The organism is Streptomyces sp. Ru62, from assembly GCF_002920615.1.
Lineage (GTDB): Bacteria > Actinomycetota > Actinomycetes > Streptomycetales > Streptomycetaceae > Streptomyces.
Genome location: NZ_PQSU01000024.1, coordinates 74,240 through 99,206, shown reverse-complemented (window position 1 = coordinate 99,206; position 24,967 = coordinate 74,240). Strand labels below are relative to the sequence as shown.

Annotated in this window: 25 protein-coding genes; 14 read left to right on the top strand and 11 right to left on the bottom strand. The window is 72.6% G+C overall.

What is annotated here, in order from left to right; genetic code table 11:
* Window positions 1–61: 61 nt before the first annotated feature.
* The 4 genes from C3492_RS29620 (at window position 62) to C3492_RS29605 (ending at window position 4,827) form a co-directional block, all read left to right on the top strand.
* Window positions 62–1,075 carry an acetamidase/formamidase family protein gene (locus C3492_RS29620; RefSeq protein WP_103815702.1) on the top strand — a complete coding sequence of 338 codons (1,014 nt, stop codon included), beginning with the start codon at window positions 62–64 and terminating at the stop codon, window positions 1,073–1,075.
* Window positions 1,076–1,152: 77 nt separating this feature from the next.
* Window positions 1,153–1,752: an N-acetylmuramoyl-L-alanine amidase gene (locus C3492_RS29615; RefSeq protein WP_181140621.1), complete on the top strand. Its 600-nt coding sequence runs from the start codon at window positions 1,153–1,155 to the stop codon at window positions 1,750–1,752.
* Between the two features lie 188 nt (window positions 1,753–1,940).
* Window positions 1,941–3,248, top strand: a complete 1,308-nt coding sequence (locus C3492_RS29610) for a GAF domain-containing protein (protein WP_103815700.1) — start codon at window positions 1,941–1,943, stop codon at window positions 3,246–3,248.
* 55 nt (window positions 3,249–3,303) lie between these two features.
* Complete coding sequence (locus tag C3492_RS29605) at window positions 3,304–4,827, top strand: aldehyde dehydrogenase family protein (RefSeq protein WP_103815699.1); 1,524 nt, start codon at window positions 3,304–3,306, stop codon at window positions 4,825–4,827.
* 257 nt (window positions 4,828–5,084) lie between these two features.
* Here C3492_RS29605 and C3492_RS29600 read toward each other — a convergent pair whose 3' ends face one another.
* Window positions 5,085–5,828, bottom strand: a complete 744-nt coding sequence (locus C3492_RS29600) for a bifunctional 2-polyprenyl-6-hydroxyphenol methylase/3-demethylubiquinol 3-O-methyltransferase UbiG (RefSeq protein ID WP_103815698.1) — start codon at window positions 5,826–5,828, stop codon at window positions 5,085–5,087.
* Window positions 5,829–6,230: 402 nt separating this feature from the next.
* Here C3492_RS29600 and C3492_RS29590 point away from each other — a divergent pair, with 402 nt between their 5' ends.
* The gene (locus C3492_RS29590; RefSeq protein ID WP_103815696.1) at window positions 6,231–6,779 is read left to right on the top strand and encodes an SMI1/KNR4 family protein; all 549 of its coding nucleotides are present in this window, start codon (window positions 6,231–6,233) and stop codon (window positions 6,777–6,779) included.
* Between the two features lie 331 nt (window positions 6,780–7,110).
* On the top strand, window positions 7,111–7,914 hold the full coding sequence (locus C3492_RS29580) for an MBL fold metallo-hydrolase (RefSeq protein ID WP_103815695.1): 804 nt from the start codon (window positions 7,111–7,113) through the stop codon (window positions 7,912–7,914).
* Between the two features lie 119 nt (window positions 7,915–8,033).
* On the opposite strand, the gene C3492_RS29575 is transcribed toward C3492_RS29580, so the two are convergent.
* Window positions 8,034–9,125 carry a HAMP domain-containing sensor histidine kinase gene (locus C3492_RS29575; protein WP_308461161.1) on the bottom strand — a complete coding sequence of 364 codons (1,092 nt, stop codon included), beginning with the start codon at window positions 9,123–9,125 and terminating at the stop codon, window positions 8,034–8,036.
* A gap of 10 nt (window positions 9,126–9,135) precedes the next feature.
* Window positions 9,136–9,831 (bottom strand): response regulator transcription factor, encoded by a 696-nt coding sequence (locus C3492_RS29570; RefSeq protein WP_103815693.1) that lies wholly within the window; start codon window positions 9,829–9,831, stop codon window positions 9,136–9,138.
* A 203-nt stretch (window positions 9,832–10,034) separates the two neighbouring features.
* On the opposite strand from C3492_RS29570, the gene C3492_RS29565 reads away from it, so the two are divergent.
* Both C3492_RS29565 and C3492_RS29560 read left to right on the top strand, forming a co-directional pair.
* Window positions 10,035–11,111 (top strand): endonuclease/exonuclease/phosphatase family protein, encoded by a 1,077-nt coding sequence (locus C3492_RS29565; protein WP_103815692.1) that lies wholly within the window; start codon window positions 10,035–10,037, stop codon window positions 11,109–11,111.
* Window positions 11,112–11,286: 175 nt separating this feature from the next.
* Entirely contained in the window at window positions 11,287–11,925 is a 639-nt protein-coding gene (locus tag C3492_RS29560; RefSeq protein ID WP_103815691.1) for a DedA family protein, read from the top strand.
* Window positions 11,926–12,028: 103 nt separating this feature from the next.
* Here the strand turns inward: C3492_RS29560 and C3492_RS29555 are convergent, their stop codons facing one another.
* Both C3492_RS29555 and C3492_RS29550 read right to left on the bottom strand, forming a co-directional pair.
* The gene (locus C3492_RS29555) at window positions 12,029–12,751 is read right to left on the bottom strand and encodes a DUF2625 family protein (protein ID WP_103815690.1); all 723 of its coding nucleotides are present in this window, start codon (window positions 12,749–12,751) and stop codon (window positions 12,029–12,031) included.
* A gap of 29 nt (window positions 12,752–12,780) precedes the next feature.
* Window positions 12,781–13,272, bottom strand: a complete 492-nt coding sequence (locus C3492_RS29550) for a hypothetical protein (RefSeq protein WP_103815689.1) — start codon at window positions 13,270–13,272, stop codon at window positions 12,781–12,783.
* A 126-nt stretch (window positions 13,273–13,398) separates the two neighbouring features.
* Here C3492_RS29550 and C3492_RS29545 point away from each other — a divergent pair, with 126 nt between their 5' ends.
* Entirely contained in the window at window positions 13,399–13,758 is a 360-nt protein-coding gene (locus tag C3492_RS29545; protein WP_103815688.1) for a DUF779 domain-containing protein, read from the top strand.
* Window positions 13,759–13,898: 140 nt separating this feature from the next.
* Window positions 13,899–15,071 carry a phosphodiester glycosidase family protein gene (locus tag C3492_RS29540; protein WP_103815687.1) on the top strand — a complete coding sequence of 391 codons (1,173 nt, stop codon included), beginning with the start codon at window positions 13,899–13,901 and terminating at the stop codon, window positions 15,069–15,071.
* 32 nt (window positions 15,072–15,103) lie between these two features.
* On the opposite strand, the gene C3492_RS29535 is transcribed toward C3492_RS29540, so the two are convergent.
* From C3492_RS29535 to C3492_RS29510, 6 genes are all read right to left on the bottom strand, one after another.
* Window positions 15,104–15,298 carry a hypothetical protein gene (locus C3492_RS29535; protein WP_103815686.1) on the bottom strand — a complete coding sequence of 65 codons (195 nt, stop codon included), beginning with the start codon at window positions 15,296–15,298 and terminating at the stop codon, window positions 15,104–15,106.
* 103 nt (window positions 15,299–15,401) lie between these two features.
* Window positions 15,402–16,265: a phosphatidylinositol-specific phospholipase C/glycerophosphodiester phosphodiesterase family protein gene (locus C3492_RS29530; protein ID WP_103815685.1), complete on the bottom strand. Its 864-nt coding sequence runs from the start codon at window positions 16,263–16,265 to the stop codon at window positions 15,402–15,404.
* 158 nt (window positions 16,266–16,423) lie between these two features.
* The gene (locus C3492_RS29525) at window positions 16,424–17,509 is read right to left on the bottom strand and encodes an acyl-CoA dehydrogenase family protein (protein WP_103815684.1); all 1,086 of its coding nucleotides are present in this window, start codon (window positions 17,507–17,509) and stop codon (window positions 16,424–16,426) included.
* Window positions 17,506–18,687 carry an acyl-CoA dehydrogenase family protein gene (locus C3492_RS29520; RefSeq protein ID WP_031092418.1) on the bottom strand — a complete coding sequence of 394 codons (1,182 nt, stop codon included), beginning with the start codon at window positions 18,685–18,687 and terminating at the stop codon, window positions 17,506–17,508. The genes C3492_RS29525 and C3492_RS29520 overlap by 4 nt, the downstream gene beginning before the upstream one ends.
* Window positions 18,684–19,655 carry an NADPH:quinone oxidoreductase family protein gene (locus tag C3492_RS29515; protein WP_103815683.1) on the bottom strand — a complete coding sequence of 324 codons (972 nt, stop codon included), beginning with the start codon at window positions 19,653–19,655 and terminating at the stop codon, window positions 18,684–18,686. The genes C3492_RS29520 and C3492_RS29515 overlap by 4 nt, the downstream gene beginning before the upstream one ends.
* Window positions 19,656–19,741: 86 nt before the next feature.
* Window positions 19,742–20,314: a helix-turn-helix domain-containing protein gene (locus C3492_RS29510; protein ID WP_103815682.1), complete on the bottom strand. Its 573-nt coding sequence runs from the start codon at window positions 20,312–20,314 to the stop codon at window positions 19,742–19,744.
* A gap of 64 nt (window positions 20,315–20,378) precedes the next feature.
* Here C3492_RS29510 and C3492_RS29505 point away from each other — a divergent pair, with 64 nt between their 5' ends.
* From C3492_RS29505 to C3492_RS29490, 4 genes are all read left to right on the top strand, one after another.
* Window positions 20,379–21,311 carry an NAD(P)/FAD-dependent oxidoreductase gene (locus tag C3492_RS29505; protein WP_103815681.1) on the top strand — a complete coding sequence of 311 codons (933 nt, stop codon included), beginning with the start codon at window positions 20,379–20,381 and terminating at the stop codon, window positions 21,309–21,311.
* A gap of 131 nt (window positions 21,312–21,442) precedes the next feature.
* Complete coding sequence (locus C3492_RS29500; RefSeq protein ID WP_103815680.1) at window positions 21,443–22,981, top strand: ATP-dependent DNA ligase; 1,539 nt, start codon at window positions 21,443–21,445, stop codon at window positions 22,979–22,981.
* On the top strand, window positions 22,978–23,451 hold the full coding sequence (locus C3492_RS29495) for an NUDIX domain-containing protein (RefSeq protein ID WP_103815679.1): 474 nt from the start codon (window positions 22,978–22,980) through the stop codon (window positions 23,449–23,451). The genes C3492_RS29500 and C3492_RS29495 overlap by 4 nt, the downstream gene beginning before the upstream one ends.
* A gap of 111 nt (window positions 23,452–23,562) precedes the next feature.
* A complete protein-coding gene (locus tag C3492_RS29490) occupies window positions 23,563–24,948 on the top strand; it encodes an NADP-dependent succinic semialdehyde dehydrogenase (RefSeq protein ID WP_103815678.1) in 1,386 nt (461 codons plus the stop codon).
* Window positions 24,949–24,967: the final 19 nt, after the last annotated feature.

Here is a 24,967-nt window from a genome sequence, read left to right as displayed (position 1 = left end):
CCAGCCACGCCGGACCGCGTCCCCGCCCCGGGGATCGCCCTCAGAAGGGAGTCACGCCACGATGACCGACCCCCGGATCCTCACCGTGCGCCCTGAACCGGACGAGTACGCCTGGACGTTCGGCGGAGCGGCGCCCGTGGCGCGGATCGCGCCCGGCACGGTCCTCGACCTCCACACGGAGGACTGCTTCGCGGGCCGGGTCCGCTCCGAGAAGGACCTGGTGTCCGAGGTCTGCCAGTTCCCCTATCTCAATCCGCAGACCGGGCCCTTCCACATCGAGGGCGCCGAGCCCGGTGACACCGTGGCCGTGCACTTCGTGTCGATCGAACCGGCCCGCGACTGGGCGGCGTCCACGACGGTCCCCCTCTTCGGCGCGCTGACCTCCACGCACACGACGGCCACCCTTCAGCCACCGCTGCCGGAGCGGGTGTGGATCTGGCAGCTGGACCGGGCCCGGAGGACGGCCCTGTTCCGGGCGCGGGACAGCGACCTCCAGGTGGAGCTGCCCTTGGACCCGATGCACGGCACGGTGGGCGTGGCTCCCGCCAACCTGGAGGTGCGCTCGGCCCTGGTGCCGGACGCCCACGGCGGCAACATGGACACCCCCGAGATGCGGGCCGGCGTCACCTGCTTCCTGGGCGTCAACGTCGAGGGCGCCCTGCTCAGCCTCGGCGACGGGCATGCCCGGCAGGGCGAGGGCGAGACCTGTGGCGTGGCGGTGGAGTGCGCGATGAACACGGTGGTGGTCGTCGACCTCCTGAAGGACGTCGCCACGCCGTGGCCCCGGCTGGAGTCGGACACGCACCTCATCTCGACCGGCTCGGCCCGGCCGCTGGAGGACGCGTTCCGGATATCCCAGCTCGACCTGGTGCAGTGGCTGGTGCGCGACTACGGGTTCAGTGAGCTGGACGCGTACCAATTCGCAACCCAGGCTGTCGAATCACCGTTGGCCAACGTGTGCGACAGGAACTACACGTGCGTGGCCAAGCTCCGCAAGGAGTGGCTGCCCGCGCGGGAGACGTACCGCGGCGTCCACGCCCGGCTGCGGGAGACCGCGCGGGCCCTGCGCCGCTGACGTCCCTGTCGTACCCCCGACTTCCGAGAGCCTGCCCGGCATTCCCCGAGCATCCCGAAAGGCATCCCGCCATGGACATGGACCGAGCCAGACCCCGGCTCAGCCGGCGCCGGCTGCTCAAGGGCGCGGCACTCGCCGCCGTCCCCTACGCGCTGCTTCCGGAACCGCGGGCCGGTGCGCGGAGCGCGGCAGTCGACTATCCGCCCGCCGAGTGGCAGGCGGCCAGCAGTTCCAACTACACGGCGTCCGACCGCCCCGGCGACTTCACCGTCGACCGAGTGATCATCCATGTCACGCAGGAGACGTACGCCGACACGTTGGCGATCTTCAGCAACCCGCAGAAGAGGGTCTCCGCGCACTATGTGGTCCGCTCTGCGGACGGGCACGTCGCCCAGTGCGTGCACGAGGCCGACATCGCCTGGCACGCGGGCAACTGGAGCTACAACACCCGCAGCATCGGCATCGAGCACGAGGGCTGGATCGACCGGCCCGCCTACTTCACCGACGCCCTCTACGAGGAGTCGGCGAAGCTCACGGCGGCGGTCTGCGCCAAGTACGGCATCCCCCGGGACAGGGAGCACATCATCGGCCACTACCAGGTGCCCGGCACCGACCACACCGACCCGGGGGCGAACTGGGACTGGGTGCGGTACATCCGAATGGTCAACTTCGCCTAGCCGGAGGCGGAGCCGCCGTCGCACCGGTTGTCCGCGTGCACACCCGGGGCGACGATGGTCCCAGCCGCCGTGTGGCAGCCGCTGTGCCACCGCCGAGCCCGCCGCAGCACCGTCCGGAGCCGCCGTACCCCGTATCACCGTCCCTACCGCACCGCATCACCACCGTTCCACTGTCCGGGGAGGCCGAGTTGACCGATCCGTGGGTTGCCCTGCAGCCGGGGGCCGACCCCGCCGAGCGCGTCCGGTTGCTGCGCCGGGCGCACGAGACGTTCACCACGGTGGGGACGGTGCCGCGCCCGGTGCGCTCGGTGGTGGCGGAGTCGTGGCGGCGCAGCGCGCGGGCCGGTGTGGGGCCGGACGGCGCCGCCAGTGTGGAACTGACCGACGGCGATCTCGGCGCCCACCGCGCGGAGCATCCGCTGTCCCGGGTGATGCCCCTGTTCCGGGAGTTGATGGGCACCTTCGCGGCCGATGGCGAGCATCTGCTGGCGGTGTGCGACGCGCACGGCAGGCTGCTGTGGGTGGAGGGGCATGCCGCGACCCGGCGCCGCGCGGACCGGATGAACTTCGTGCCCGGTGCCCGGTGGTCGGAGAGCGCGGTCGGCACGAACGCGCCGGGCACCGCGGTCGCCGTGGACCGGCCCGTTCAGGTGTTCGCCGCCGAGCACTTCATACGGCAGGTGCAGCCGTGGACCTGCGCCGCCGCTCCGGTGCACGATCCACGCACCGGGCGGGTCCTGGGGGCCGTGGACATCACCGGCGGGGACGGGCTCGCCCATCCGCACAGCCTCGGCTTCGTGCAGGCGGTGGCGCGGGCCGCCGAGGCACAGCTCGCCCTGCTCGCCCCGCCGCGCGCCGCCGAGGAGGGGCCGCTGCTGAGCACGCTCGGCCGGGACGAGGCCGAACTCGCCCTGGACGGGCGGCGGATCAGGCTCAGTCGTCGACACAGCGAGATCCTCGTGCTGCTGTCCCGGCACCCCGAGGGCCTGAGCGGTGATGAGCTGCTGTGCGCGCTGTACGCGGACGAGTCGGTGACGCCGGTGACGCTGCGGGCCGAGCTGGCGCGCCTGCGCAGACTGCTGGGTCCGGGGCTGCTCGCCTCGCGGCCGTACCGGTTGACGGCCGCGGTCGAGTCGGACGCCACCGTGGTCGAGCGGCGGCTGGAGACGGGTGCGCTGACCGCGGCGGCGGAGGCGTACACCGGCCCGCTGCTGCCCGGTTCCCAGGCCCCGGCGATCATTCGGCTGCGGGAGCGGCTCGCCGGGGGGCTGCGCACGGCGCTGATCGCGCACGGTGACCCTGATCTGCTGGCGGACTGGGCGCACACGCCGTGGGGTGAGGACGACCTGGAGGTGTGGCGGGCGCTCGCCGCTGTACGCCCGACGGCACCGGTCCGTGCCCGGCTCGCGGCGCTGGAGGCCGAACTGGCGGCGCCGGCCGTCCGGGCGGGTGCCCGGACCCGCGGCGCAACGTACTTGCAACGTCCGCGTGTCTAGCCTCCCGCCGAGAGCTGCCCAACGGCGGGCAGCACTGCACCGGGAGGCAACCAGGATGACTCGTTACGCGGCGCCGGGCACCGAAGGCGCGATCGTCTCCTACCAGGCGCGCTACGACCACTACATCGGGGGCGCCTATGTGCCGCCGACGCGCGGGCAGTACTTCGAGAACCCGTCACCGGTCAACGGTCAGCCGTTCACGGAGATCGCGCGCGGTACCGCGGAGGACGTCGAGCGGGCGCTGGACGCGGCGCACGAGGCGGCGCCCGGGTGGGGTCGTACGTCGGTCGCGGAGCGCTCCGACATCCTGTTGAAGATCGCCGACCGTATGGAGGCCCATCTGGAGCCGCTGGCGGTGGCCGAGAGCTGGGAGAACGGCAAGCCGGTCCGGGAGACGCTGGCCGCCGACATCCCCCTCGCGATCGACCACTTCCGCTACTTCGCCGGGGCGATCCGGGCCCAGGAGGGTTCGCTGGGCGAGCTGGACGACGACACGGTGGCGTACCACTTCCACGAGCCGCTCGGTGTCGTCGCGCAGATCATCCCGTGGAACTTCCCGATCCTGATGGCGGCCTGGAAGCTCGCGCCGGCGCTCGCCGCGGGCAACACGGTCGTCCTCAAGCCGGCCGAGCAGACGCCGGCCTCCATCCACTACTGGCTGAGCCTGATCGCGGACCTGCTGCCGCCGGGTGTGCTGAACATCGTCAACGGCTTCGGTGTGGAGGCGGGCAAGCCGCTGGCGTCGAGCCCGCGGGTGGCGAAGGTGGCGTTCACCGGGGAGACCACGACCGGGCGGCTGATCATGCAGTACGCCTCGGAGAACATCAAGCCGGTCACCCTGGAACTCGGCGGGAAGTCGCCGAACATCTTCTTCGACGACGTGTGGGCGCACGACGACGACTTCCGCGACAAGGCGCTCGAAGGCTTCACGATGTTCGCGCTCAACCAGGGCGAGGTCTGCACGTGCCCGTCCCGGGCGCTGGTCCAGCGCGGTCACTACGCCGAGTTCCTGGAGGCAGCCGTCGAACGCACCCGGCGCATCAAGCCGGGCCACCCGCTGGACACCGACACCATGATCGGCGCGCAGGCCTCCAACGACCAGCTGGAGAAGATCCTCTCCTACCTGGACATCGGCCGCCAGGAGGGCGCCAAGGTCCTCACGGGAGGTGAACGCGTCGAGTACGAGGGTGAGTTGAAGGGCGGGTACTACGTCCAGCCGACCATCTTCGAGGGCGACAACCGCATGCGGATCTTCCAGGAGGAGATCTTCGGTCCGGTCGTCTCGGTGGCCTCCTTCGACGACTTCGACGACGCGATCAAAATCGCCAACGACACGCTGTACGGCCTGGGCGCCGGCGTGTGGACCCGGGACATCAACACCGCCTACCGCGCGGGCCGCGCGATCCAGGCCGGCCGTGTGTGGACCAACTGCTACCACGCCTATCCCGCGCACGCGGCGTTCGGCGGCTACAAGCAGTCGGGGATCGGCCGTGAGACGCACAAGATGATGCTGGAGCACTACCAGCAGACGAAGAACCTCCTGGTGTCGTACTCACCGAAGAAGCTCGGCTTCTTCTAGGCGCAAGGACAGGGCGCCTGACCGGGGAAGATGCCCGTCAGGCGCCCATGTCGGACGCCCTGGGCCGCGAGCCGTGCGCCTCGCCCGGAGACCTGGCGCAGAAGGCCGTACGGCCCTCACGACACAAGACGGCAGCCCCTCGCGCAGAACGTCGGCATCCACCACAGCGTCGTTGTGCCGGGGCGGGCGGCAACCCTCCCGGCCGCGCCGTCGGCAACACGTCCGTATCGAGGAGGTCGGACGGGACGCCGACCGGCTCAGCCCGTGACCTTCTCCCACACGGACACGTGCTGCCGGCTCTCGCTGGTGAACGGCTCCCGCGTCCACCCGTCCCACCGCCCCCGCAGCCGCATCCCGGCCAGCCGGGCCATGAGGTCCAGTTCGGCGGGCCAGACGTAGCGGAACGGAATGGCCAGGTGTCTGCCGCGGCCGTCCCGGACGGAGACGTGATGCGAGCTGACGGACTGGCTGGCCACGTCGTACAGGTCGAACCCCAGCCGCCCCTCGCCCACCCGGAACGGCACGGCGTTCTGCCCGGGCGGCAGCCGGCGCAGGTCGGGCACACCGACCTCGACGACGAAACAGCCGCCGGGCTCCAGATGGCCGGCGGCGTTGCGGAAGCAGTCCACCTGGGCGTCCTGCGAGGTCAGATTCATGATCGTGTTGTAGACGAGGTAGGCGACCGAAAAGGTTCCCTCGACCTCGGCGGTCGCGAAGTCCCCGATCGTGACACCGATCCCGTCCCCGCCGGGCTTGGCCCGCAGCCGCTCGACCATCGCCCGGGACATGTCGACGCCGTGCACCTCGACACCACGCGCCGCGAGCGGAAGGGCGATCCGCCCGGTCCCGACCCCGAACTCCAGCGCCCGCCCACCGTCCCCGGCCAGCTCCGCCAGCAGATCCACGGCAGGCTCCACGACCCGCGGATCGAACATCTCCGCCGACGACTCGTCGTACGTCTCGGCGACGGACTCCCCGAAGTAACCGTCTTCATCGAGCATGCGTCGACGGTACGGCGGTCGCCCGGCCGAAGCCCGGCATTTTCCGGGGCGGCCGGCACCGGAACCGCCACATCCGCCTGCTCTCCCGCACCGACCCGCTGGGTCGTACCACCCGCCGGACGCGGGGCGACGCGGGCGACCGGGTCTCGGTCACGGCTCCCGACGGCACGGGCGGCCACGTCACCTGCAACGCGTTGCACCTGCCGGTCCGCATCGCCGATCCGTGGGGGGCCGACCACCACGCTCGTCCGGGACGCCGGGGGCCGGTTGCGGGAAGGCACCGCAGCCAACGGCGCGGCCGGATCGTGGTCGGGAACGTAGGCGGCGGCAGTACAGGCCTCAGGCCTCACTATCGTGAACGTGCCCACACGCACATGACGCCCCAGAGGAGACACGCGCCTCATGCATTCCGCTGTGACCAGGCTCGTGGAGATCGTTCCGCCGGGCAGTCCCCGGCGGACCCGTGACTGGAACGCTGTCGAACGTGCGCTCGGCACGCCGTTGCCGGAGGACTACAAGGAACTGGTCGAGGTCTACGGGGGCGGCGTCTTCGACGAGACGGTATGGCTGTTCGACCCGGAGTGCCCCGATGAGCACTCCAACCTCGTGGCCCAGTTCGCGGAGCGGGAGAGGGTGCTCGGTCTGCTGTGGCAGAGCGAGCCGAAGCCGGCGGAACTCGACAGGCCGGGTACGCGGGTCCTGCCCTGGGCCTGCATCGAGGGCAGCGGGGCGATGCTCTACTGGCTCGCCGGACCGGGGCAGAGCCCGGACGAGTGGACCGTGATGTTCAACGAGGGGCGCGGTCCCGAGTGGGAGCACCACGCCACTCGGTGCGCCTCCTTCCTCCTGGCCGTCCTGACGGGAGAGTCCGACAGCTCGTACTTCTCCGACCTGCCCGCCGACAGCCATCAGTTCGACTCCAACGGCGAGATCCTCGGCGAGGAGGACTGAGCGACCCCGGCGGGCAGGTCCCGGCGGCCGGTACCGCGACGCCCGGCCTGCGGTTGAGGCGGTGAGGACCCGATCGCGCAGCTGGGGGGAACCTGAGCGGCCGGCTGCTCGACCGTTCCTCACGGCACGTCGAACTGACGAACCCCGGCGCGGAGTTTCCTCATTCACGTCGAGCGCGTCCTCGCCACCACTGTGAGATCCGCTGTGACCAGTGCCGCGTCCATGCCCGCGACGCACGGACGCGTCTCCCCAGGCATTTCACCGGCCACCGGGACACCATTGACGTCATGGATGTGAACCGGACGATCGAGACCACTCTGCGAGGACCGCGATGAGCACAGGGCTGTCCCGGCGGGAATGCGCGGTCACCGTGCTGGGCGGCCCGACGGCCGTCATCGACATCGGTGGCCTGCGGATCGTCAGTGATCCGACCTTCGACGAGGCGGGCCCCCAGGGGTACCTCACCAAGACCGCCGGACCTGCCGCCGACGAGGACGCGGTGGGACCGGTCGCCCTCGTCCTGGTCAGCCATGAGGCCCACCCCGACAACCTCGACGGGCGGGGTCGCGCGTTCGCGAAGGCCGCCCCGCTGGTACTCACGGGGCCGCTCGCGGCGGAGCGGCTCGGCTCACCCGCCGTCGGCCTCTCCCCCTGGACCGCACACACCGTGCCCCGACCGGACGGCGGCGGTGATCTGACCGTGCTGGCCGTTCCCGCCGTCCACGGTCCCGAGGACGGCGAACGCGACGCGGACGGCAACGTCAACTGCGAGGTCATCGGGTTCGTGCTGTCCGGGCAGGGGCTTCCCACCGTGTACGTCAGCGGCGACAACGCCTCGATCCGCACGGTCGCGGAGATCTCCCGCCGGGTGCCCGGCATCGACGCGGCCGTCCTGCACGCGGGAGCGGCACGCGTGCCGGCGAAGTTCGACGGGCGGCCCCTGTCCCTGGACAGCCGCCGGGCCGCCGCCGCTGCCGCCGTCCTGGGCGCGGAGATCGTCGTACCGGCCCACTACGACGGCTGGGCCCACTTCTCCGAGGGGCTGCCCGAGATCGAACTGGCCTTCCACGAGGCCGGCCTGTCCTCCCTGCTGCGGGTCGCACCCCACGGCACGTGGGTGCCGCTGACCCGCTGACCCCCTCATGACGGCACCCCCACCGGACTGGTCCTTCGGCTTCGGCCGCGCGCACTGCGTCGAGGGCGATCTGGCCGTGCTCGGCCGCCGGCGCCGTCGCGGGACTGGCCCCTTGCCGCTCAGTGCAGGTCTGCGGGGGCCGCCGCGGGCAGTTCCACCGTGATGCGGAGACCGCCGGCGGCGCGCGGGGTGAGGGTGAGTGTTCCGTCGTGTGCGTGCGTGATGGTCCTGACGATCGCCAGGCCGAGGCCGACGCCCGCGTGGTCGGTACGGATGCGTTCGGTGCCCCGCCGGAACGGTTCGGTGAGCGTCGAGACCAGTTGCGGGGCCAGCTTCTCGCCCGTGTTCTCGACGGTGAGGACCACGGTCCGGGGGCGGACGCCGGTGCTGACCCACACGGCGCCCTGTTCCGGCAGATTGTGGACGACCGCGTTGTGCACCAGGTTCGTGGTCAGCTGGAGCAGGAGCGCCTGCGACCCGCTCGTGGGGGCGATGTCGCCACCGGTCTCGACGGTCACACCATGCTTTTCGGCGAGGGGCAGGAGTGTTTCCGTCGCTTCCTCCGCCACCAGGGACAGATCGACGGGTTCCCGGGTGAAGGACCGCTGCTCCGCGCGGCTGAGCAGGAGCAGTGCCTCGGTGAGGTCGATCGCCCGGGTGTTGACGGCGTGCAGGCGGTCGACGAGCTCGCCGGTGTCGCGGCCCGGATCGGTGCGGGCCACGTCGAGGAGCGCCTTCGAGATGGCCAGCGGGGTGCGCAACTCGTGCGAGGCGTTGGCCACGAATCTCTGCTGTTCGGCGACGTGTGTTTCGATCCGGGCGAGCATCGTGTCGAAGGCGTCGGCGAGTTCGCGGAACTCGTCCTTGCGGCCCGGCAGCCGGACGCGGTGGGAGAGTGATCCGTCCGTGGCCCTGCGTGTGGCGTCGGTGATCCGGTCCAGGGGGGCGAGCATGCGGCCGGCGAGGATCCATCCTCCCAGGAGACCGAAGACCAGCAGGAACACCAGTACCGCGGCCGCCGACGGGGCGAAAGCGCGCAGGAGGCCGGACCGGACGGGAAAGACACCATGAGGGGGGTCGTCGCTGCTGATGAGGAGCGCGCGCTCGGGGACGTAACGCAGCAGGAACAGCCACACGGCGGCGAGCAGCAGGGCGCCCGCGACCATGAGGAATCCGGCGTAGCTGAGGGCGAGTCTGAGACGAACGCTCACCCCGGGCGCTCTATCCACGGCCCGGTCCCTCGGGTACGGCCTCCGGTCGCGTGTCGATGCGGTAACCGGCGCCTGGCGCGGTGGCGATGATCCATGGTTCGCCGAGACGCTTGCGCAGTGCCGAGACGGTGATGCGCACGGCGTTGGTGAACGGGTCCGCGTTCGCGTCCCACGCGCGTTCCAGGAGTTCCTCCGCGCCGACGACACCGCCTTCGGCCGCGACGAGGACTTCGAGCACCGCGAACTGCTTCCGGGTCAGCGCGACGTAGCGGCCGTCCCGGTGGACCTCGCGGCGGAACGGGTCCAGCCGCAGCCCCGCGATCTCCCGCACGGGCGGTCTGTTGTGGGCGCGCCTGCGGTCGAGCGCTCGGAGCCTCAGCACGAGTTCGCGGAGGTCGAAGGGTTTGGTGAGGTAGTCGTCGGCGCCGGCTCCGAACCCGGAGGCCTTGTCGTCGAGACGGTCGGCCGCGGTGAGCATGAGGATCGGCATGCCGCTGCCGGAGGCGACGATGTGTTCGGCGATCTCGTCACCGGAAGGCCCGGGGATGTCGCGGTCGAGTACGGCGATGTCGTAGCGGTTGATGCCCAGCATTTCCAGCGCGGTGTCGCCGTCACCCGCGAGGTCGGCTGCGATCGCCTCCAGGCGCAGGCCGTCGCGGATGGCTTCTGCCATATAGGGTTCGTCCTCGACGATCAGCACACGCATGCGGATGATGCTACGAGTCGGCACATATCGTCCGCGTATGCAAAAACGCATACCTGGCGGCAACACCGCGTTGCCTTGACTGGGGGCATGCGCCGAACGACACCATCAGCAGGAACAACGATCCACCGCATGCGCCGGCCCCATGCCGTCGGCATCGGGCTGCCCGTCCTCCGCCGGGAAGCGGCAGTGAGCGAGGACGGGCGATGACGCAGGTGGACGCGGCGCAGGCCGGGCAGGGCGGCGCGGGCCGCGAGGACACCGGCGCCGGGACGTCGGGCGCGCGCATCCGCCGGGTGGTGCGCGCCGTCTCCCGGCCGGGGCCATGGAGGCGCGGGCCGGTGCTCGCGGCGTCGGCGGTGCTCCTCGGCCTGGTCCTGCTGCTGCACGCGCGGATCACGGACCGCGGGGGCCTGGGCAGCCTGGTGGAGACCTTCCTCCCGTGGTTCGGCCTCTTCGTCCCCGTGCTGCTGACCGGCGCGCTGTGGCGTCGCTCCGCCTCCGCGGTGGTGGCGCTGCTGCTGCCGGTCGTGGTGTGGCTGAACCTCTTCGGCGGGCTGCTCGGCGACGGGTCCCACCCGGGGGGTGACCTGACCGTGGCCGAGCACAACGTCGGGGACACCAACCCCGACCCGGCCGGCACCGCCCGCGACATGGCCGCCTCCGGTGCGGACGTGCTGGCCCTGGTGGAACTGACCGAGCAGGCGCGGGGCACGTACGAGAGGGAACTGGCGGAGGCGTACCCGTACCACGCGGTGCGGGGCACGGTCGGGCTGTGGAGCAAGCTGCCGCTGTCGGACACCCGGCCGGTCGACGTCAAGATGGACTACGGGCCGCTGGGGGACACCAAGCCGGCCGACATCAAGATGACCTACAACCGGGCGCTGCGCACCACGGTGGCCACGGACCAGGGCCCGCTGGCGGTGTACGTGGCCCACCTGGGCTCCGTACGCGTGCTTCCCCGGAAGGGTTTCTGGACGGAGAGCCGGGACCGTGGCGCGAAGGCGCTCGCCGAAGCCGTCGCCGCCGAGCGGAACAAGCGGGTGGTACTGCTCGGCGACCTGAACGGCACCGTGGACGACCGCGCGCTCGCCGGCATCACCTCGCGGCTGCGGTCGGCCCAGTCCGAGGCCGGGGACGGCTTCGGCTTCACCTGGCCGGCGAGGTTCCCGGTGGCGCGGATCGACCAGATCCTGGTCCGCGGCGTGCGGCCGGACAGTTCCTGGGTGCTGCCGGCCACCGGCAGCGACCACCTGCCGGTGGCCGCCAGGATCAGTTGGTGAGCACCGCCGAGGGGATCCGACTGCGCTCCGGTCCGGCTCAGGGAAGTGGCCGGTCTCTGCCCCTGCTCCGAACGGCGCGTCCGACTGATCTGCGCGACCGGCGCGCGCACGTGCGCCGGGCACGCGATGCTGGGGAGCGTTACGGAATTCCCGAGGAGGCCGGGAGGCGTGGCCGGTGATCGCCGTCAACCCGATGGACAGCGCCTCGGTGCTGGCCGCCTTCGGCGCGCTGGGCGTCCTGGTCGTGGTCTTCGCCGAGTCGGGTCTGCTGGTCGTCGGCTTCTTCCTGCCCGGTGACACGCTGCTGTTCCCGGCCGGTGTGCTGTGCGCGGGCACCGCCCAGCAGCCGCCGCGGCTGTCGCTGTGGCAGGTGCTGGTGTGCGCGGCGATCGGGGCGGTGGTGGGCGGCCAGGTGGGATACCTGATCGGACGGCACGGCGGCCGGGCGCTGCTCGCGCGCACGAGCAGCGGGCGGGTGAAGGGCGCGGCGGCGCGGGCGGAACGGCTCCTGGCGCGCTACGGCTACGGCAAGGCGCTGGTGATCGGCCGGTTCGTGCCGCTGCTGCGGACGGTCCTGCACCCGGTGGCCGGGGCCCTGGGCGTGCCGGCACGGACCTTCACCCTCTGGCAGACGGTGGGTGGTGTGCTGTGGTCGCAGACGCTGGTGCTCGCCGGGTACACCCTGGGCGCGTCCGTCCCGCACATCGACGACTATCTGCTGCCGCTGGTCGCCGTGGTCGTCGTCCTGTCGCTGCTCCCGCTGCTGCCGGAGGCCCGCCGCGCCCGCCGGGCCCGGCGCGACTCCAGGCGCTGAACGCGCCACGGCTCACCCGCCGGACGTCCGCACCGGCCCCGGCGCCGCCGTCCCGGGCAGCATGGGCCCGGCCCTGCCGACGGACCGGAGGCGTGCGGTGGCGTCACAGATCGCCCAGGAACCCCGGATCCGCCGGGCCCAGTCGCCGGGCGAAGTCGGCGGACACGCCCACGACTTCGCGGAGCGCCACGGCCCGTCTGCTGGTGGCGGCGAGGTCCTGGTGCGCCTCCTTCGACCACAGGAACGGGACGACACTGATGCCCTGGGACAGCTCCAGGGTCGCCGCCTCCTCCCGCCAGCCCGGCCAGCGCAGCCCCGCGTAGAACCTCTCCGGCCCACCGGCCAGCAGCCAGCCGATCCACGCCGAGTGGCCCATGTCCAGCGCCTCCCACTCCAGGGTGTCGGGCGCGAAATAGGTCATCTGCCCCGGAGCTCCGGGGCGGCCGCTGCCCGCCGGGTCGTGGCCGTTGAGGCAGAAGACACCGCCGAGCACGTCATGGCCGACGACGAGCCCGGCCGCCGGGTGCCAGTGGGGGTCCAGCTCCTCGGGAAACCCGTTGATCCGGCCGAGGCCCGGCAGCTCGCCGCCGGCGCTGCCCGCGCCGTACACCCGCAGCCAGCCGTCGTCCACGACCAGCCCGCCGCAGTGCAGGGTCAGCGCACCGAGAGCCGACCTGGCCGTCACCTGCAACTGGAGGAGACAGCGGCGGCCCTCGTCAAGGTCGGCGGGCAGCACACGCACGGGTACGGCACTGCCGGCGAACGCCTGCTCAAGCTCCGGCCAGGCCGGATCGGCCACCTGGATCAGGTCATCGATCTCTCGCATCCGGAGATGATCGCAGCAGCGTTGCCGTCCTAACGCCCCCTGCCGTCCTCACGACGCTTCCGGTTCGGCCGGTGAGGTCGGTGCACCGTGTCCAGTTCGCCCACCGCCGCGCGCACATGGGCCGGATCGCCCGACCGGCCGCCGCCGGCGCAGCTCCAGACCGGACGGCCGGACTCCTCCCCCACGTGCATCCCGAGGCCGTGGAGCGTGCAGACCGGCCACGCCTGCCACAGGCACCCCGTGATGGTGTCCTGGGCGGCCTCGGCGATGGTCCACAGCGCCCAGTCGGCGGAGCCGGTCGGCTCCAGGGAGTTGCCGTGCGCGTTGCCGTCGGCCAGTGCGAGGTAGACCTGTTCGTCCTCGTGCGCGTCCGCCGGGTACGCGATGAGGCACAGCGGGCGCTGCCCGGGCAGGGTGGCCGCGAGGTCCCGGTTGACCGTCGCCAGTGCCTCGTCCCACAGCGGGTGTTCACCGGCGGGGACGAAGCGCGGTTCGGGCGGGCTCGGGAAGGCAGGGCGCATGCGTCCATGGTCCCAGCTCGCTCCCCAAGCGGATGCGGCGGGACGAGTTGGCGTTCTGGACGGGTTCGTGACCATCCGTGAGACTGGAGCCGACGATCCGACGCCCCCGCTGTCCAGGACGGTGACATGGAAGAGGAGATCGCGCGCGTCGCGCTGACCCCGCAGGCCGCGGAGCTCGTGCGCCGCCTGCGCGCCGAGCACGGCCCGCTGATGTTCCACCAGTCCGGTGGCTGCTGTGACGGCAGCGCCCCGATGTGCTATCCGGACGGCGAGTTCCGTACCGGCGGCTCGGACGTGCTGCTGGCCGAGCTGTCGGTGGAGGGCGTGCCGGAGCCCGTCACGTTCTGGATGTCGCGCAGCCAGTACGAGGCCTGGAGCCACACCCGGCTGATCGTGGACGTCGTGCCGGGGCGAGGCAGCGGCTTCTCCCTGGAAGCACCCGAGGGGGTGCGTTTTCTCACCCGTTCTCGCGTCGTCGACGCCTAGTCGGCCCACCGGCCGCCCGAGTCTGGTGCACTGCCCCTGCGATGAGGGCAGTTGACGAGACATCAGGGGGCACGGTGACGAGACCTCGCAGGCGTTCGGCGGCGGGCAGAGCGGTTCTCACGGTTGTCACGGCGTTCGGTGTGCTGGCCGGTGCGGCCCTGGCAGGGGCGGCACCGGCCGGTGCCGCGCCGGCCGGCAGACGGCTCGCGCCGGGCGTCACCTACCGGCAGTTCGACATCGACGCGGCGGCGGGAAAGGCCCGCGCGCATCTGCTCACGGTGGACCTGGCCAACCCGCACGTCCACGTCGACCTGCTGTACCCGGGCGCGGTGGCGGCCCGCGCGACCGTCTCCCGGCTGGCGGACTCGACCGGCGCGGTCGCCGGGGTGAACGGCGACTTCTTCAACATCACCGAGACGCAGCACCCGGGCGTGCAGGCCACGGGCGCGGCCGTCGGACCGGCCGTGGCGGACGGGCAGGTGCTCAAGGCGGCGGTGCCCGAGGGCCAGCGGTTCGGACCCGCGCTGCCCGGGGGCACGACCACCCGGGACGTGTTCGGCGTGGGCACCGACCGGCGGGCCCGCCTGGACCGCCTCTCCCTGTCCGGCTCGGTCGGTACGCCGCAGGGGCGGTTGCCGCTGAAGGGCCTTAACCAGTACGCGCTGCCGGTGGATTCGGTCGGCGCCTTCACCGCGCGCTGGGGCAGCGCCTCCCGGGTGCGGGCCGTGTGCGGCACGGACACCCGACGCGCGGCGCCGTGCAGCGACGACACGTACGAGGTGAAGGTGCGCGGGGGCCGGGTGGTCTCCGCCACCGACGCCCCGGGCAGCGGCTCGATCCCGGCGGGCACCACGGTCCTGCTGGGGCGCGAGGAGGGCGCGCGGTGGCTGCGCAAGCTGTCGGTCGGTGATCCGGTGGACGTGACGCACACGTTGGTGGCGTCCTCGTCCGGGGTGCCGTACGCGTTCGCGATCGGCGGCTTCCCGGTCCTGCGCGACGGCAGCCCGCTGTCCGGCCTGGACGACAGCACGTCGGCGGTGCGGACGGTCGTCGGGTACAAGGGCGGCGGGCAGCAGATGCTGCTGCTGGCGCTGGACGGCTCGGCGAACTACCGCAGCGGGCTGACCGTCGCAGAGGAGGCGGAGACCATGCGCTCGCTGGGGGCCACCGCCGCCTTCAACCTCGACGGCGGAGGCTCGACGGAGCTGGTCGCCCGCGACGCGGACGACGCCGCCGTGACGGTGCGCAACCATCCCAGCGGCGGCGCGGAACGCCCGGTGCCCAACGGCATCGGCGTCTTCTCCACCGGCTGAGGCCGGCACTCCACCGACCGGCGCCGGGAGACTCAGGGCCGCAGGCCGCTCACCAGGTCGGCGGTCGCGGTGAGCCCGCTCTGGATGGTGGGTGCCATGCTCGTGCAGGCCAGGTAGAAGCCGAGCAACAGGCAGACCAGGGCGTGCGAGATCTTCAGCGAGCAGTTGCGAATGAAGATCACGGCCAGGACCAGAAGCAGCAGCACCACAGAGATGGAGATGACCATCGGGAACCCTCCTCCGCCACGCCCCGTGTGCGGCGTTCGGCCGCAAGTGTGGCGTAACGGAGGGTTCGTCCGGGCTGCTGACGTGTCCTCCGATCGTGTGGTCTTACGCGGAGGGGTGGGCGTCGAGGAAGGACTCCAGGCCGGCGAGGTCGTCGGTGTTGAGGTAGTCGACCCCGGCGGCGAGCAGTTCCGTCCACAGCGCGTCCCGGGCGGGGCCCGCGGTGTCGGGGGTGGCCCAGAACCGGACCTGCTGCCCGCGCGCGTGGGCGGCGCCGGTGATGCTCCGCAGCTTCTGCCGCTCGGCGTCCGGGAACGCCCCGACGCCCGTCCAGGTGAAGTTCTGCGTCCAGTTGTCGCTGATCAGCGAGATGAGGGAGGCCGGGGCGGGGCCGCCGAGGTCGGTGAGGCGGCCGTCGTAGAAGGCGCGGCGCTCGGTCTGCGCCTCCATCGGGACACGGGCCGCCCGGTCGCCGGAGATGACCGCGGTGACCGGCCCGGCGTGGACGCGACCGTGCGCGTAGCGGGTGAACAGGTGCGGGTGGCGACGCAGGTGGCGGTCGAGTTCGAGGTACGTGGCGGAGCCCTCGGTCTTGATGTCGATGAGGAGCTGCAGCGGCCGGCGCGAACCCCGGTGGACGTGGCCGTGGTTGGCCTTGACCCGGGCGGCGAGCGGTTCCAGGTAGAGGGATTCGAGGGTGCGGGACGGGTCGAGGTCGGACGCCTCGTGGCCGACGAGGAGCTGGTCGCCGACGAGGAAGATGTCGGCTTCGACGCTGCCGAACCGGTGGTCGAGGGCGTCGAACAGGGGGCGCGGGTGCTCGTAGTCGTTGTGGGCGTGGGCGTGCCACAACGGGCGCGGGTGACGCGTCCGTTCACCGGCCAGCGCGTGGCCGGCGGGCAGGGCGAGCGTGCCCGCGAGGGCGGCGCCGAGGGTGGTGAGGGCTCTGCGACGGGTGGTGAGGGCCATGCACTGCCTCCCTGGGGGTGATGGGGACCGGGGAGAGTATGCGTGCACTTGCCGCCGAAGGGACCCGCTCGCACCGGGAGTTGGCGCTGTGTTCACTTCGCCCGTGCGTGCGCACGAAGAAGCCCGCCCCGGGTGGGGCGGGCTTCACCGTGGGTGTGTCAGGGTGTCTGGAGGGGTGCCCGGAGGTCGACCAGCCCTGCCAGCGCCTCGCGGTGGGCGCCAGCCGTGCCGTACGCGATGGAGTCCGCCTTGGCCCGCTTCAGATACAGGTGGACCGGGTGCTCCCAGGTCATCCCGATCCCGCCGTGGAGCTGCAGCGCCTCCTCGGTGACACGGACGGCGACGGGCGCTGCGTACGCCTGCGCGACGGCGACCGAGACCTCCACGTCCTCCCCGGTGGCGAGCGCGTCGGCGGCGGCGCGGGCGGCGGCCCGCAGGTGCACGACCTCCAGCCACAGCTGGGCGAGCCGGTGCTTGAGCGCCTGGAACCCGCCGACCGGCCGGTTGAACTGCTTGCGCTCCTTGAGGTACCGGACGGTTTCCGTCAACGCCCAGTCGGCCGTGCCCAGTTGTTCGGAGGCGAGCAGTCCGGCGGCGGCGCGCAGGGCACGGCGTACGGCGGGTTCGGCGGCGCCGACCCGGCGGCCGGGTGCGCCCTCCAGCCGTATGGCCGCGAGGGGGCGGGTCAGGTCCAGGGAGACCTGCGGGGTGACCGTCACGGTGTCGGCGGCGACGGCGTACAGGCCGCCGTCGTCGGCCGGGACGAGCAGGACGTCGGCGACGGCGGCGTCCGCGATCCCCGTCAGCTCGCCGTGCAGGGTGCCGTTCTCCACGCGTACGGCCGTGACGCCGGCACCCGGGGCCGTGTGCAGGCCGACCGCGAGGGCGCCGATGGTGCGTCCGGAGGCCAGCTGCCCCAGCAGCTCGGCGTCGTCGCAGGCCAGCAGGGCCTCGGTGGCCACCACCGCGCTGGTGAGGTACGGCACGGGAGCCACCGCCCGCCCCAGCTCCTCCAGCACGACGGCGACTTCGCGCGCGGAGGCGCCCTGGCCGCCCCGCTCCTCGGGGACCAGGAGACCGGCCAGGCCCATGCCGTCGGCGAGCAGCTTCCACAGGGCGCGGTCGTGCGGGGTGTCCGACTCGGCGCGGGTGATCACGTCGGCCGGCGCGCAGTGGTCCGTGAGCAGGTCGCGGACGGCGGCCCGCAGCGCCTCTTCCTCCTCGGAGTACAGCAGGTCGGTCATCGGGCGAGGTCCTTCCAGGCGACGTCCTTGTCGGTGCGCGGCTCGGCGGGCAGGCCCAGGACGCGCTCGGCGACGATGTTCAGCAGGACCTCGCTGGTCCCGCCCTCGATGCTGTTGCCTTTGGAGCGCAGATAGCGGTAGCCGGCGTCCCGGCCGGTGAAGTCGACCAGCTCGGGGCGGCGCATGGTCCAGTCGTCGTACAGCAGGCCCTCCTCGCCGCGGAGTTCGACCTCCAGGCCGCTGATCTCCTGGTTGAGGCGGGCGAAGGCGAGCTTCATGCCGGAGCCCTCGGGGCCGGGCTGGCCGGCGACGAGCTGCTGGCGCAGGCGTTCACCGGTGAACCGGGCGACCTCGGCCTCGACCCACAGCTTCAGCAGGCGCTGGTGCAGGTCGTGGGTGCGCAGTTCGGGGCGTTCCCGCCAGGTCTTCGCGACCGGGCCGATCATGCCGCCCTCGCGGGGCAGGGCCATGCCGCCGATGGAGACGCGCTCGTTCATCAGCGTGGTCTGGGCGACCCGCCAGCCGTCGCCGATCTCGCCGAGGCGGCGGTCGTCGGGGATCCGGACGTCGGTGAGGAAGACCTCGTTGAACTCGGCCTCGCCGGTGATCTGGCGCAGCGGCCGGACCTCGACGCCCGGGTCGGTCATGTCGCAGACGAAGTAGGTGATGCCCTGGTGCTTGGGCACGTCCGGGTCGGTGCGGGCGATGAGGATGGCCCAGCGGGCGACATGCGCGCTGGACGTCCACACCTTCTGCCCGTTGACCACCCAGCGGTCGCCCTCACGGACCGCCCGGGTGCCGAGCGCGGCCAGGTCGGAGCCGGCGCCGGGCTCGCTGAAGAGCTGGCACCAGACCTCCTCGCCGGTCCACAGAGGGCGCAGATAGCGGCGCTTCTGCTCCTCGGTGCCGTACTTCAGGATCGTCGGCGCGGCCATGCCGAGGCCGATGCCGATGCGCCGGGGGTCGTTGTCGGGCGCGCCGGCCGCCGCCAGCTCGGCGTCCACGACGCCCTGGAGGGTGCGCGGGGCGCCCAGTCCGCCGAGGCCCTCCGGGTAGTGCACCCAGGCGAGGCCGGCGTCGAAGCGGGCCCGGAGGAAGTCCAGGCGGTCGGTGCTCGCGGGCGGGTGCTGCGCGAGCAGCTCCCGGGTACGGCGGCGCAGTTCTTCGGCGTCGGTCATGCGACGGCTCCGTTCTCCAGCACGACGGCGATCCGGCCCGTGGTCACCCCGTCGGCGACCCGCTGCACGGCACCGGCCGCCTCGGCGAGCGGCACCCGCTCGCTGACCAGCGGCTTGATCGCGCCCCGGGCGGCCAGCTCGGTCAGTTCCTCGTGGCAGCGCTGGACCAGCCCGGGGTTCTTGGTGTTGTACAGGCCCCAGTGCAGGCCGACGATCGAGTAGTTCTTCACCAGGGCGTGGTTGAGGGCCGGGCTCGGGATGGTGCCGCTCGCGAAGCCGACGACGACGATCCGGCCCTCGAAGGCGACCAGCTTGGCGGACTGGGCGTAGGCCTCGCCGCCGACGGGGTCGTAGATCACGTCGGCGCCCCGGCCGCCGGTGGCCTCCTTCACGGCGGCGACGACGTCCTCGGAGCGCCGGTCGACCACCACGTCACAGCCCAGCTCCCGGGCGACGGCGGCCTTGTCCGCGCCGCCCACGACACCGATCACCGTGGCACCGGCCGCCTTGCCCAGCTGCACGGCGGCGCTGCCCACGCCCCCGGCGGCGGCGTGCACCAGCAGGGTCTCCCCGGCTTCCAGGCGGGCGCGGCGGTGCAGGCCGAACCAGCCGGTCTGGTAGCCGATGTGCAGGGCGGCCGCCTCGGCGTCGTCCAGCGACTCGGGCGCGGGCAGCAGGGCGCGGGCGTCGGCGAGGGCGTACTCGGCGAAGCCGCCGTGGGGCAGCGCGGGGTTGGCGATCACCCGGCGGCCGTCCTCGGTCTCGCCGCAGATCTCCACGCCGGGGGTGAAGGGCAGCGGGGGACGCACCTGGTACTGGCCGCGGCACAGCAGCGCGTCCGGGAAGTTGACGTTGGCGGCGCGCACCCGCAGCAGCACCTGGCCGTCGCCGGGCGTGGGCCGCTCGACGTCATGGAGGCGCATCACCTCGCTCGGCTCGCCGTTCTCGTGCACTTGCCATGCCTGCATGCGGGGCCTCCACGGGACTGCTTCGTCTGACCGGGTCCGACGGCATACTAAGCGGTCGCTTGCCGATCAGGGAACAGTCGCGTGGGTCACGTGCGGGCGGGCCGCGCCCGTACGTGCATCCGCTCCCCCTGCGGCCCGAACAGACTCAGGAACTCCACCGGCCCCTCCCCCGTCGACCCGAACCAGTGCGGCACCCGTGTGTCGAACTCGGCCGCCTCGCCCGCCGACAGCACGACGTCGTGTTCCCCGAGGACCAGGCGGAGCCGGCCCGAGAGGACGTAGAGCCACTCGTAGCCCTCGTGGGTCCGCGGGTCGGGCTCCTGGCTGCGCCGGGGTTCCAGGACCTTGAAGGCCTGGAGGCCGCCCGGCTGGCGGGTCAGCGGCCAGTGGGTACGCCCGCCCCGGACGATCGGCTTGGACCGCACCCGCGGGTCCCCCACCGGCGGCGCTCCGACCAGCTCGTCCAGCGGCACCTGGTGGGCCTGGGCGATCGGCAGCAGCAGTTCGAGGCTGGGCTTGCGCAGGCCCGACTCCAGCCGGGAGAGGGTGCTCACGGAGATGCCGGTGGCCTCGGACAGCGCGGCCAGGGTCACCTCCCGCTCCTTGCGGATGCGGCGCAGCCTGGGGCCCACGTCCGCCAGTACGTCCTCTGTGCTCATGGCCCCATTGCAGGATCGGCAAATCCGTTTGTCAATCCCGCAGTCACCGGGCGACCGTCGCCTCATGACCGAGAACAACGCGTACGAAGTCGTCGTCGTCGGCGGCGGGGCCGCCGGCCTGTCCGCCGCGCTGGTGCTGGGCCGGTCCCGGCGCCGCACGCTGGTCGTCGACGCGGGCGAGCCGCGCAACGCGCCGTCCGCGCACATGCAGGGGTATCTGTCCCGGGACGGCATGTCCCCGGCCGAGTTCCTGGCCGTCGGGCGCGAGGAGATCGCCCGGTACGGGGTGGAACTGGTCCGGGACCGGGTGGTGGACGTGTCCCGGGAGGGGGACTTCACCGCCGTCCTCGCGGGCGGCCGGACCGTGCGGGCGCGGCAACTGGTGATCGCGACCGGCCTGACGGACGAGCTGCCGGCGGTCCCCGGGCTCGCCGAGCGGTTCGGACGGGACGTGGTCCACTGCCCGTACTGCCACGGCTGGGAGGTGCGCGACCTGCCGACCGGCGTCCTCGCCACCTCACCGCTCAGCGTGCACCAGGCGCTCATGCTCACCCAGTGGTCGAAGGACGTGCGGCTCTTCCTGCACGAGGTGGACGAGGCCGAGCTGACGGATCAGGACCTGCGCCGGCTGGCCACCGCCGGGGTCACGGTCGTACCCGGCGAGGTGGCCGGACTCGTGATCGACGGCGACCGCCTCACCGGCGTCCGCCTGGCCGACGGCACGGTCCACGACCGCGAGGTCCTGTACGCCGCCCCACGCGCCGTCCCCCACAACGACCTGCTGATCAGGCTGGGCGCCGAACTGCGCGAGACCCCGTTCGGCAGCTACCCGGTGATCGACGAACGGGGCCTGACCACCGTGCCCGGCCTGTGGGCGGCAGGCAACGCGAGCGGCTTCGCGGAGCAGGTGATCAACGCGGCGAGCAGGGGTTACCGCGCGGGAGCGGCGATCAACGCGGAGCTCCTGATGGCCGACCTGGACGCAGGCGCCCTGTAGGGCCCGGGGCCGTGTCCGATGTGCGGCTGCCGCCTTGCGGGCGCGACCGGCCATGACGCGCCCGAAGACCACACCGCAGCCGCACGGACCGGAACCGCGCACCCCGCAGAGCGCTGAGGCACGATGACTACATGCTGCTGACCCGGTTGGCCCAGGTGTCCCGGGAGGTCGCCGCGACAGCGGCGCGGTCCCGGAAGATCGCGCTGCTCGCGGAGCTGTTCCGGGACGCGGAGGCGGACGACGTGCCGATCGTCATCCCGTATCTCGCGGGCCGGCTGCCGCAGGGCCGGCTCGGCGTCGGCTGGAAGGTGCTGGGCCGGCCGGTCCCGCCCGCCGCCGAGCCCTCCCTCACCGTGCGGGAGGTCGACGCCCGGCTCACCGAGCTGGGCAAGGTGTCCGGGCCCGGCTCCCAGGCCGAGCGGACGCGGATCATCGGGGAGCTGATGGGCGCGGCCACCGAGGAGGAGCAGCGCTTCCTGCGCGGCCTGCTCACCGGCGAGGTGCGGCAGGGCGCGCTGGACGCGGTCGCGGTGGAGGGGCTGGCCCGGGCGACCGGCGCGGACCCGGCGGACGTGCGGCGGGCCGTGATGCTGGCGGGGTCGTTGCAGACGGTGGCGCAGGCCCTGCTCGGCGAGGGGCCCGGATCGCTCGACCGGTTCCGGCTCACGGTCGGCCGGCCGGTGCTGCCGATGCTGGCGCACAGCGCGTCCTCGGTCGCGGAGGCGGTGGAGAAACTGGGCGCGTGCGCGGTGGAGGAGAAGCTGGACGGCATCCGGGTCCAGGTCCACCGGGACGGCGACACGGTCCGGATCCACACCCGCACCCTGGACGACATCACCGACCGGCTGCCCGAAGTCACGGCCGCCGCGCTGGGGTTGGCAGGCGAGCGGTTCATCCTGGACGGCGAGGTGATCTCCTTCGACGCGGCGGGCCGGCCCCGGTCCTTCCAGGAGACGGCGGGCCGGGTCGGCTCGCGCACGGACGTGGCGAGGGCGGCCGAGGAGACCCCGGTCTCCCCCGTCTTCTTCGACGCCCTCTCCGTCCACGGCCGTGACCTGCTCGACCTGCCCTTCGCCGAGCGGCACACGGAGCTGGCCCGGCTGGTGCCGGAGCCGATGCGGGTCCGGCGCACGGTGGCCTCGGGCCCCCGGGACACCCCGGAGGCGGAACGGTTCCTCGCCGAGACCCTGGCCCGCGGCCACGAGGGCGTGGTCGTCAAGGCGCTCGACGCGCCCTACAGCGCGGGCCGGCGCGGCGCCGCCTGGCTGAAGGTCAAGCCCGTGCACACCCTCGACCTGGTGGTGCTGGCCGCCGAGTGGGGCCACGGCCGGCGCACCGGCAAGCTGTCCAACCTCCACCTCGGCGCCCGCACCCCGGACGGCGGCTTCGCCATGCTCGGCAAGACCTTCAAGGGCATGACCGACGCGATGCTCGCCTGGCAGACCGAGCGGCTGAGGGAACTGGCCGTCGAGGACAACGGCTGGGTGGTCCGGGTCCGCCCGGAACTCGTCGTGGAGATCGCCTACGACGGCCTCCAGCGCTCCACCCGCTACCCGGCCGGTGTCACCCTCCGCTTCGCCCGCGTGGTCCGCTACCGCGAGGACAAGCGCCCCGAGGAGGCCGATACCGTGGAGGCCCTGTTGGCAGCCCACCCGGAGGTCTCGCCGTGACGGTGCGGACGACGAAGCGCAGCGCGGGACTGCTGTTGTTCCGGCACACCGACCAGGGGCTGGAGGTATTGCTCGGCCATATGGGCGGGCCGCTCTGGGCCAAGAAGGACGCCGGCGCCTGGACCGTGCCCAAGGGCGAGTACGACCCGGCGGAGCCGGCCTGGGAGGCGGCCCGGCGGGAGTTCCAGGAGGAGCTGGGGGTGGCGCCGCCCGACGGGGAGGCCGTACCGCTGGGCGAGGTCGTGCAGCGCAACGGCAAGATCGTCACGGCGTGGGCGGTGGCGGCGGACCTGGACCCGGAGACGATCACCCCGGGGACGTTCACGATGGAGTGGCCGCCGAGGTCGGGGCGGAGGCAGGAGTTCCCGGAGCTGGACCGGGTGGCGTGGTTCGGTGTGGACCGGGCCCGTGAGGTGATCGTCACGGCGCAGGCCGCGTTTCTCGACCGGCTGGCGGAGCACTCGGACTAGCAGGAACCCCCTGCCGCGACCGGGGGAAGAACGCCCGAGGGGCCTGTCGCGTTGCGACTTGCGGGGCCGCGCGCGAAGGTCGAGACAAGCCCGCTCCCAGGGAGGTCAGCCATGCCCATCGCGACGGTGAACCCGGCGAACGGCGAGACGCTCAAGACGTACGAGCCCATGGACGAGGACGAGCTGGAGCGCCGGCTCGAACTCGCCGAGGCCACCTTCCGCACGTACCGGACGACCTCCTTCGCCGACCGCGCCCGACTGCTGAACAAGGCCGCCGACCTGCTGGACGAGGACCAGCGGGAGATCGGCCGGATCATGACCACCGAGATGGGCAAGCCGGTCAAGCAGGCCCGCGCGGAGGCCGCGAAGTGCGCCAGGGCGATGCGCTGGTACGCGGAACGCGCCGAGGGGCTGCTGGCCGACGAGGAACCGGCCGAGTCGGACGTGACGGACTCCGGCGCCTCCCGGGTCCGGGTCCGCTACCGGCCGCTCGGCCCGGTGCTCGCGGTGATGCCCTGGAACTTCCCCCTGTGGCAGGTCGTCCGCTTCGCGGCGCCCGCGCTCATGGCGGGCAACGTGGGCCTGCTCAAGCACGCCTCCAACGTCCCGCAGACGGCGCTGTACCTGGAGGACCTGTTCCACCGGGCGGGCTTCCCCGTGGGCTGCTTCCAGACGCTGCTGATCGGCTCGGCCGCGGTGGACGACATCCTGCGCGACGAGCGCGTGAAGGCGGCCACCCTGACCGGCAGCGAACCCGCGGGCCGGGCGGTCGCCTCCACCGCCGGGGAGATGATCAAGAAGACGGTGCTGGAGCTCGGCGGCAGCGACCCCTACATCGTGATGCCCTCCGCCGACCTGGACCGCGCGGCCGAGGTCGCGGTCACCGCCCGCGTGCAGAACAACGGGCAGTCCTGCATCGCCGCCAAGCGGTTCATCGTGCACACCGACGTCTACGACGCGTTCGCCGAGAAGTTCGTCGCGGGCATGGAGGCCCTCAAGATCGGCGACCCGCTGGCGGAGGACACCGAGATCGGGCCGCTCGCCAGCGAGCGGGGCAGGAACGACCTGGAGGAGCTCGTCGACGACGCCCGGCGGAGCGGGGCCGAGGTGCGGTGCGGCGGGCAGCGGCCGGACGGGCCCGGCTGGTACTACCCGCCGACCGTCCTCACCGGCATCACCCGGGAGATGCGCATCCACCGCGAGGAGGCGTTCGGGCCGGTGGCCACGCTGTACCGGGCGGGCGACCTGGACGAGGCCGTGCTGATCGCCAACGACTCCCCGTTCGGACTCAGTTCGAACGTCTGGACGCGGGACGAGAACGAGGTGGAGCGGTTCGCGCGCGACCTGGAGGCCGGCGCCGTGTACGTCAACGGGATGACCGCCTCCCACCCGGCGTTCCCGTTCGGTGGTGTGAAGCGGTCGGGGTACGGGCGTGAGCTGTCCGGGCACGGAATCCGGGAGTTCTGCAACATCACCACGGTTTGGCAGGGTGCGTGAGCGCCGCGCGGCTACCATC

What these genes read in the sequence shown, in the direction of transcription:
- C3492_RS29590 (WP_103815696.1), top strand. Translation starts at nt 6,231, where the DNA reads ATGCATTCCGCTGTGACCAGGCTCGTGGAGATCGTTCCGCCGGGCAGT.
- C3492_RS29515 (WP_103815683.1), bottom strand. Translation starts at nt 19,655, where the DNA reads ATGCAGGCATGGCAAGTGCACGAGAACGGCGAGCCGAGCGAGGTGATG.
- C3492_RS29510 (WP_103815682.1), bottom strand. Translation starts at nt 20,314, where the DNA reads ATGAGCACAGAGGACGTACTGGCGGACGTGGGCCCCAGGCTGCGCCGC.
- C3492_RS29545 (WP_103815688.1), top strand. Translation starts at nt 13,399, where the DNA reads ATGGAAGAGGAGATCGCGCGCGTCGCGCTGACCCCGCAGGCCGCGGAG.
- C3492_RS29605 (WP_103815699.1), top strand. Translation starts at nt 3,304, where the DNA reads ATGACTCGTTACGCGGCGCCGGGCACCGAAGGCGCGATCGTCTCCTAC.
- C3492_RS29565 (WP_103815692.1), top strand. Translation starts at nt 10,035, where the DNA reads ATGACGCAGGTGGACGCGGCGCAGGCCGGGCAGGGCGGCGCGGGCCGC.
- C3492_RS29550 (WP_103815689.1), bottom strand. Translation starts at nt 13,272, where the DNA reads ATGCGCCCTGCCTTCCCGAGCCCGCCCGAACCGCGCTTCGTCCCCGCC.
- C3492_RS29615 (WP_181140621.1), top strand. Translation starts at nt 1,153, where the DNA reads ATGGACCGAGCCAGACCCCGGCTCAGCCGGCGCCGGCTGCTCAAGGGC.
- C3492_RS29600 (WP_103815698.1), bottom strand. Translation starts at nt 5,828, where the DNA reads ATGCTCGATGAAGACGGTTACTTCGGGGAGTCCGTCGCCGAGACGTAC.
- C3492_RS29620 (WP_103815702.1), top strand. Translation starts at nt 62, where the DNA reads ATGACCGACCCCCGGATCCTCACCGTGCGCCCTGAACCGGACGAGTAC.
- C3492_RS29580 (WP_103815695.1), top strand. Translation starts at nt 7,111, where the DNA reads ATGAGCACAGGGCTGTCCCGGCGGGAATGCGCGGTCACCGTGCTGGGC.
- C3492_RS29555 (WP_103815690.1), bottom strand. Translation starts at nt 12,751, where the DNA reads ATGCGAGAGATCGATGACCTGATCCAGGTGGCCGATCCGGCCTGGCCG.
- C3492_RS29505 (WP_103815681.1), top strand. Translation starts at nt 20,379, where the DNA reads ATGACCGAGAACAACGCGTACGAAGTCGTCGTCGTCGGCGGCGGGGCC.
- C3492_RS29570 (WP_103815693.1), bottom strand. Translation starts at nt 9,831, where the DNA reads ATGCGTGTGCTGATCGTCGAGGACGAACCCTATATGGCAGAAGCCATC.
- C3492_RS29535 (WP_103815686.1), bottom strand. Translation starts at nt 15,298, where the DNA reads ATGGTCATCTCCATCTCTGTGGTGCTGCTGCTTCTGGTCCTGGCCGTG.
- C3492_RS29525 (WP_103815684.1), bottom strand. Translation starts at nt 17,509, where the DNA reads ATGACCGACCTGCTGTACTCCGAGGAGGAAGAGGCGCTGCGGGCCGCC.
- C3492_RS29530 (WP_103815685.1), bottom strand. Translation starts at nt 16,265, where the DNA reads ATGGCCCTCACCACCCGTCGCAGAGCCCTCACCACCCTCGGCGCCGCC.
- C3492_RS29490 (WP_103815678.1), top strand. Translation starts at nt 23,563, where the DNA reads ATGCCCATCGCGACGGTGAACCCGGCGAACGGCGAGACGCTCAAGACG.
- C3492_RS29500 (WP_103815680.1), top strand. Translation starts at nt 21,443, where the DNA reads ATGCTGCTGACCCGGTTGGCCCAGGTGTCCCGGGAGGTCGCCGCGACA.
- C3492_RS29520 (WP_031092418.1), bottom strand. Translation starts at nt 18,687, where the DNA reads ATGACCGACGCCGAAGAACTGCGCCGCCGTACCCGGGAGCTGCTCGCG.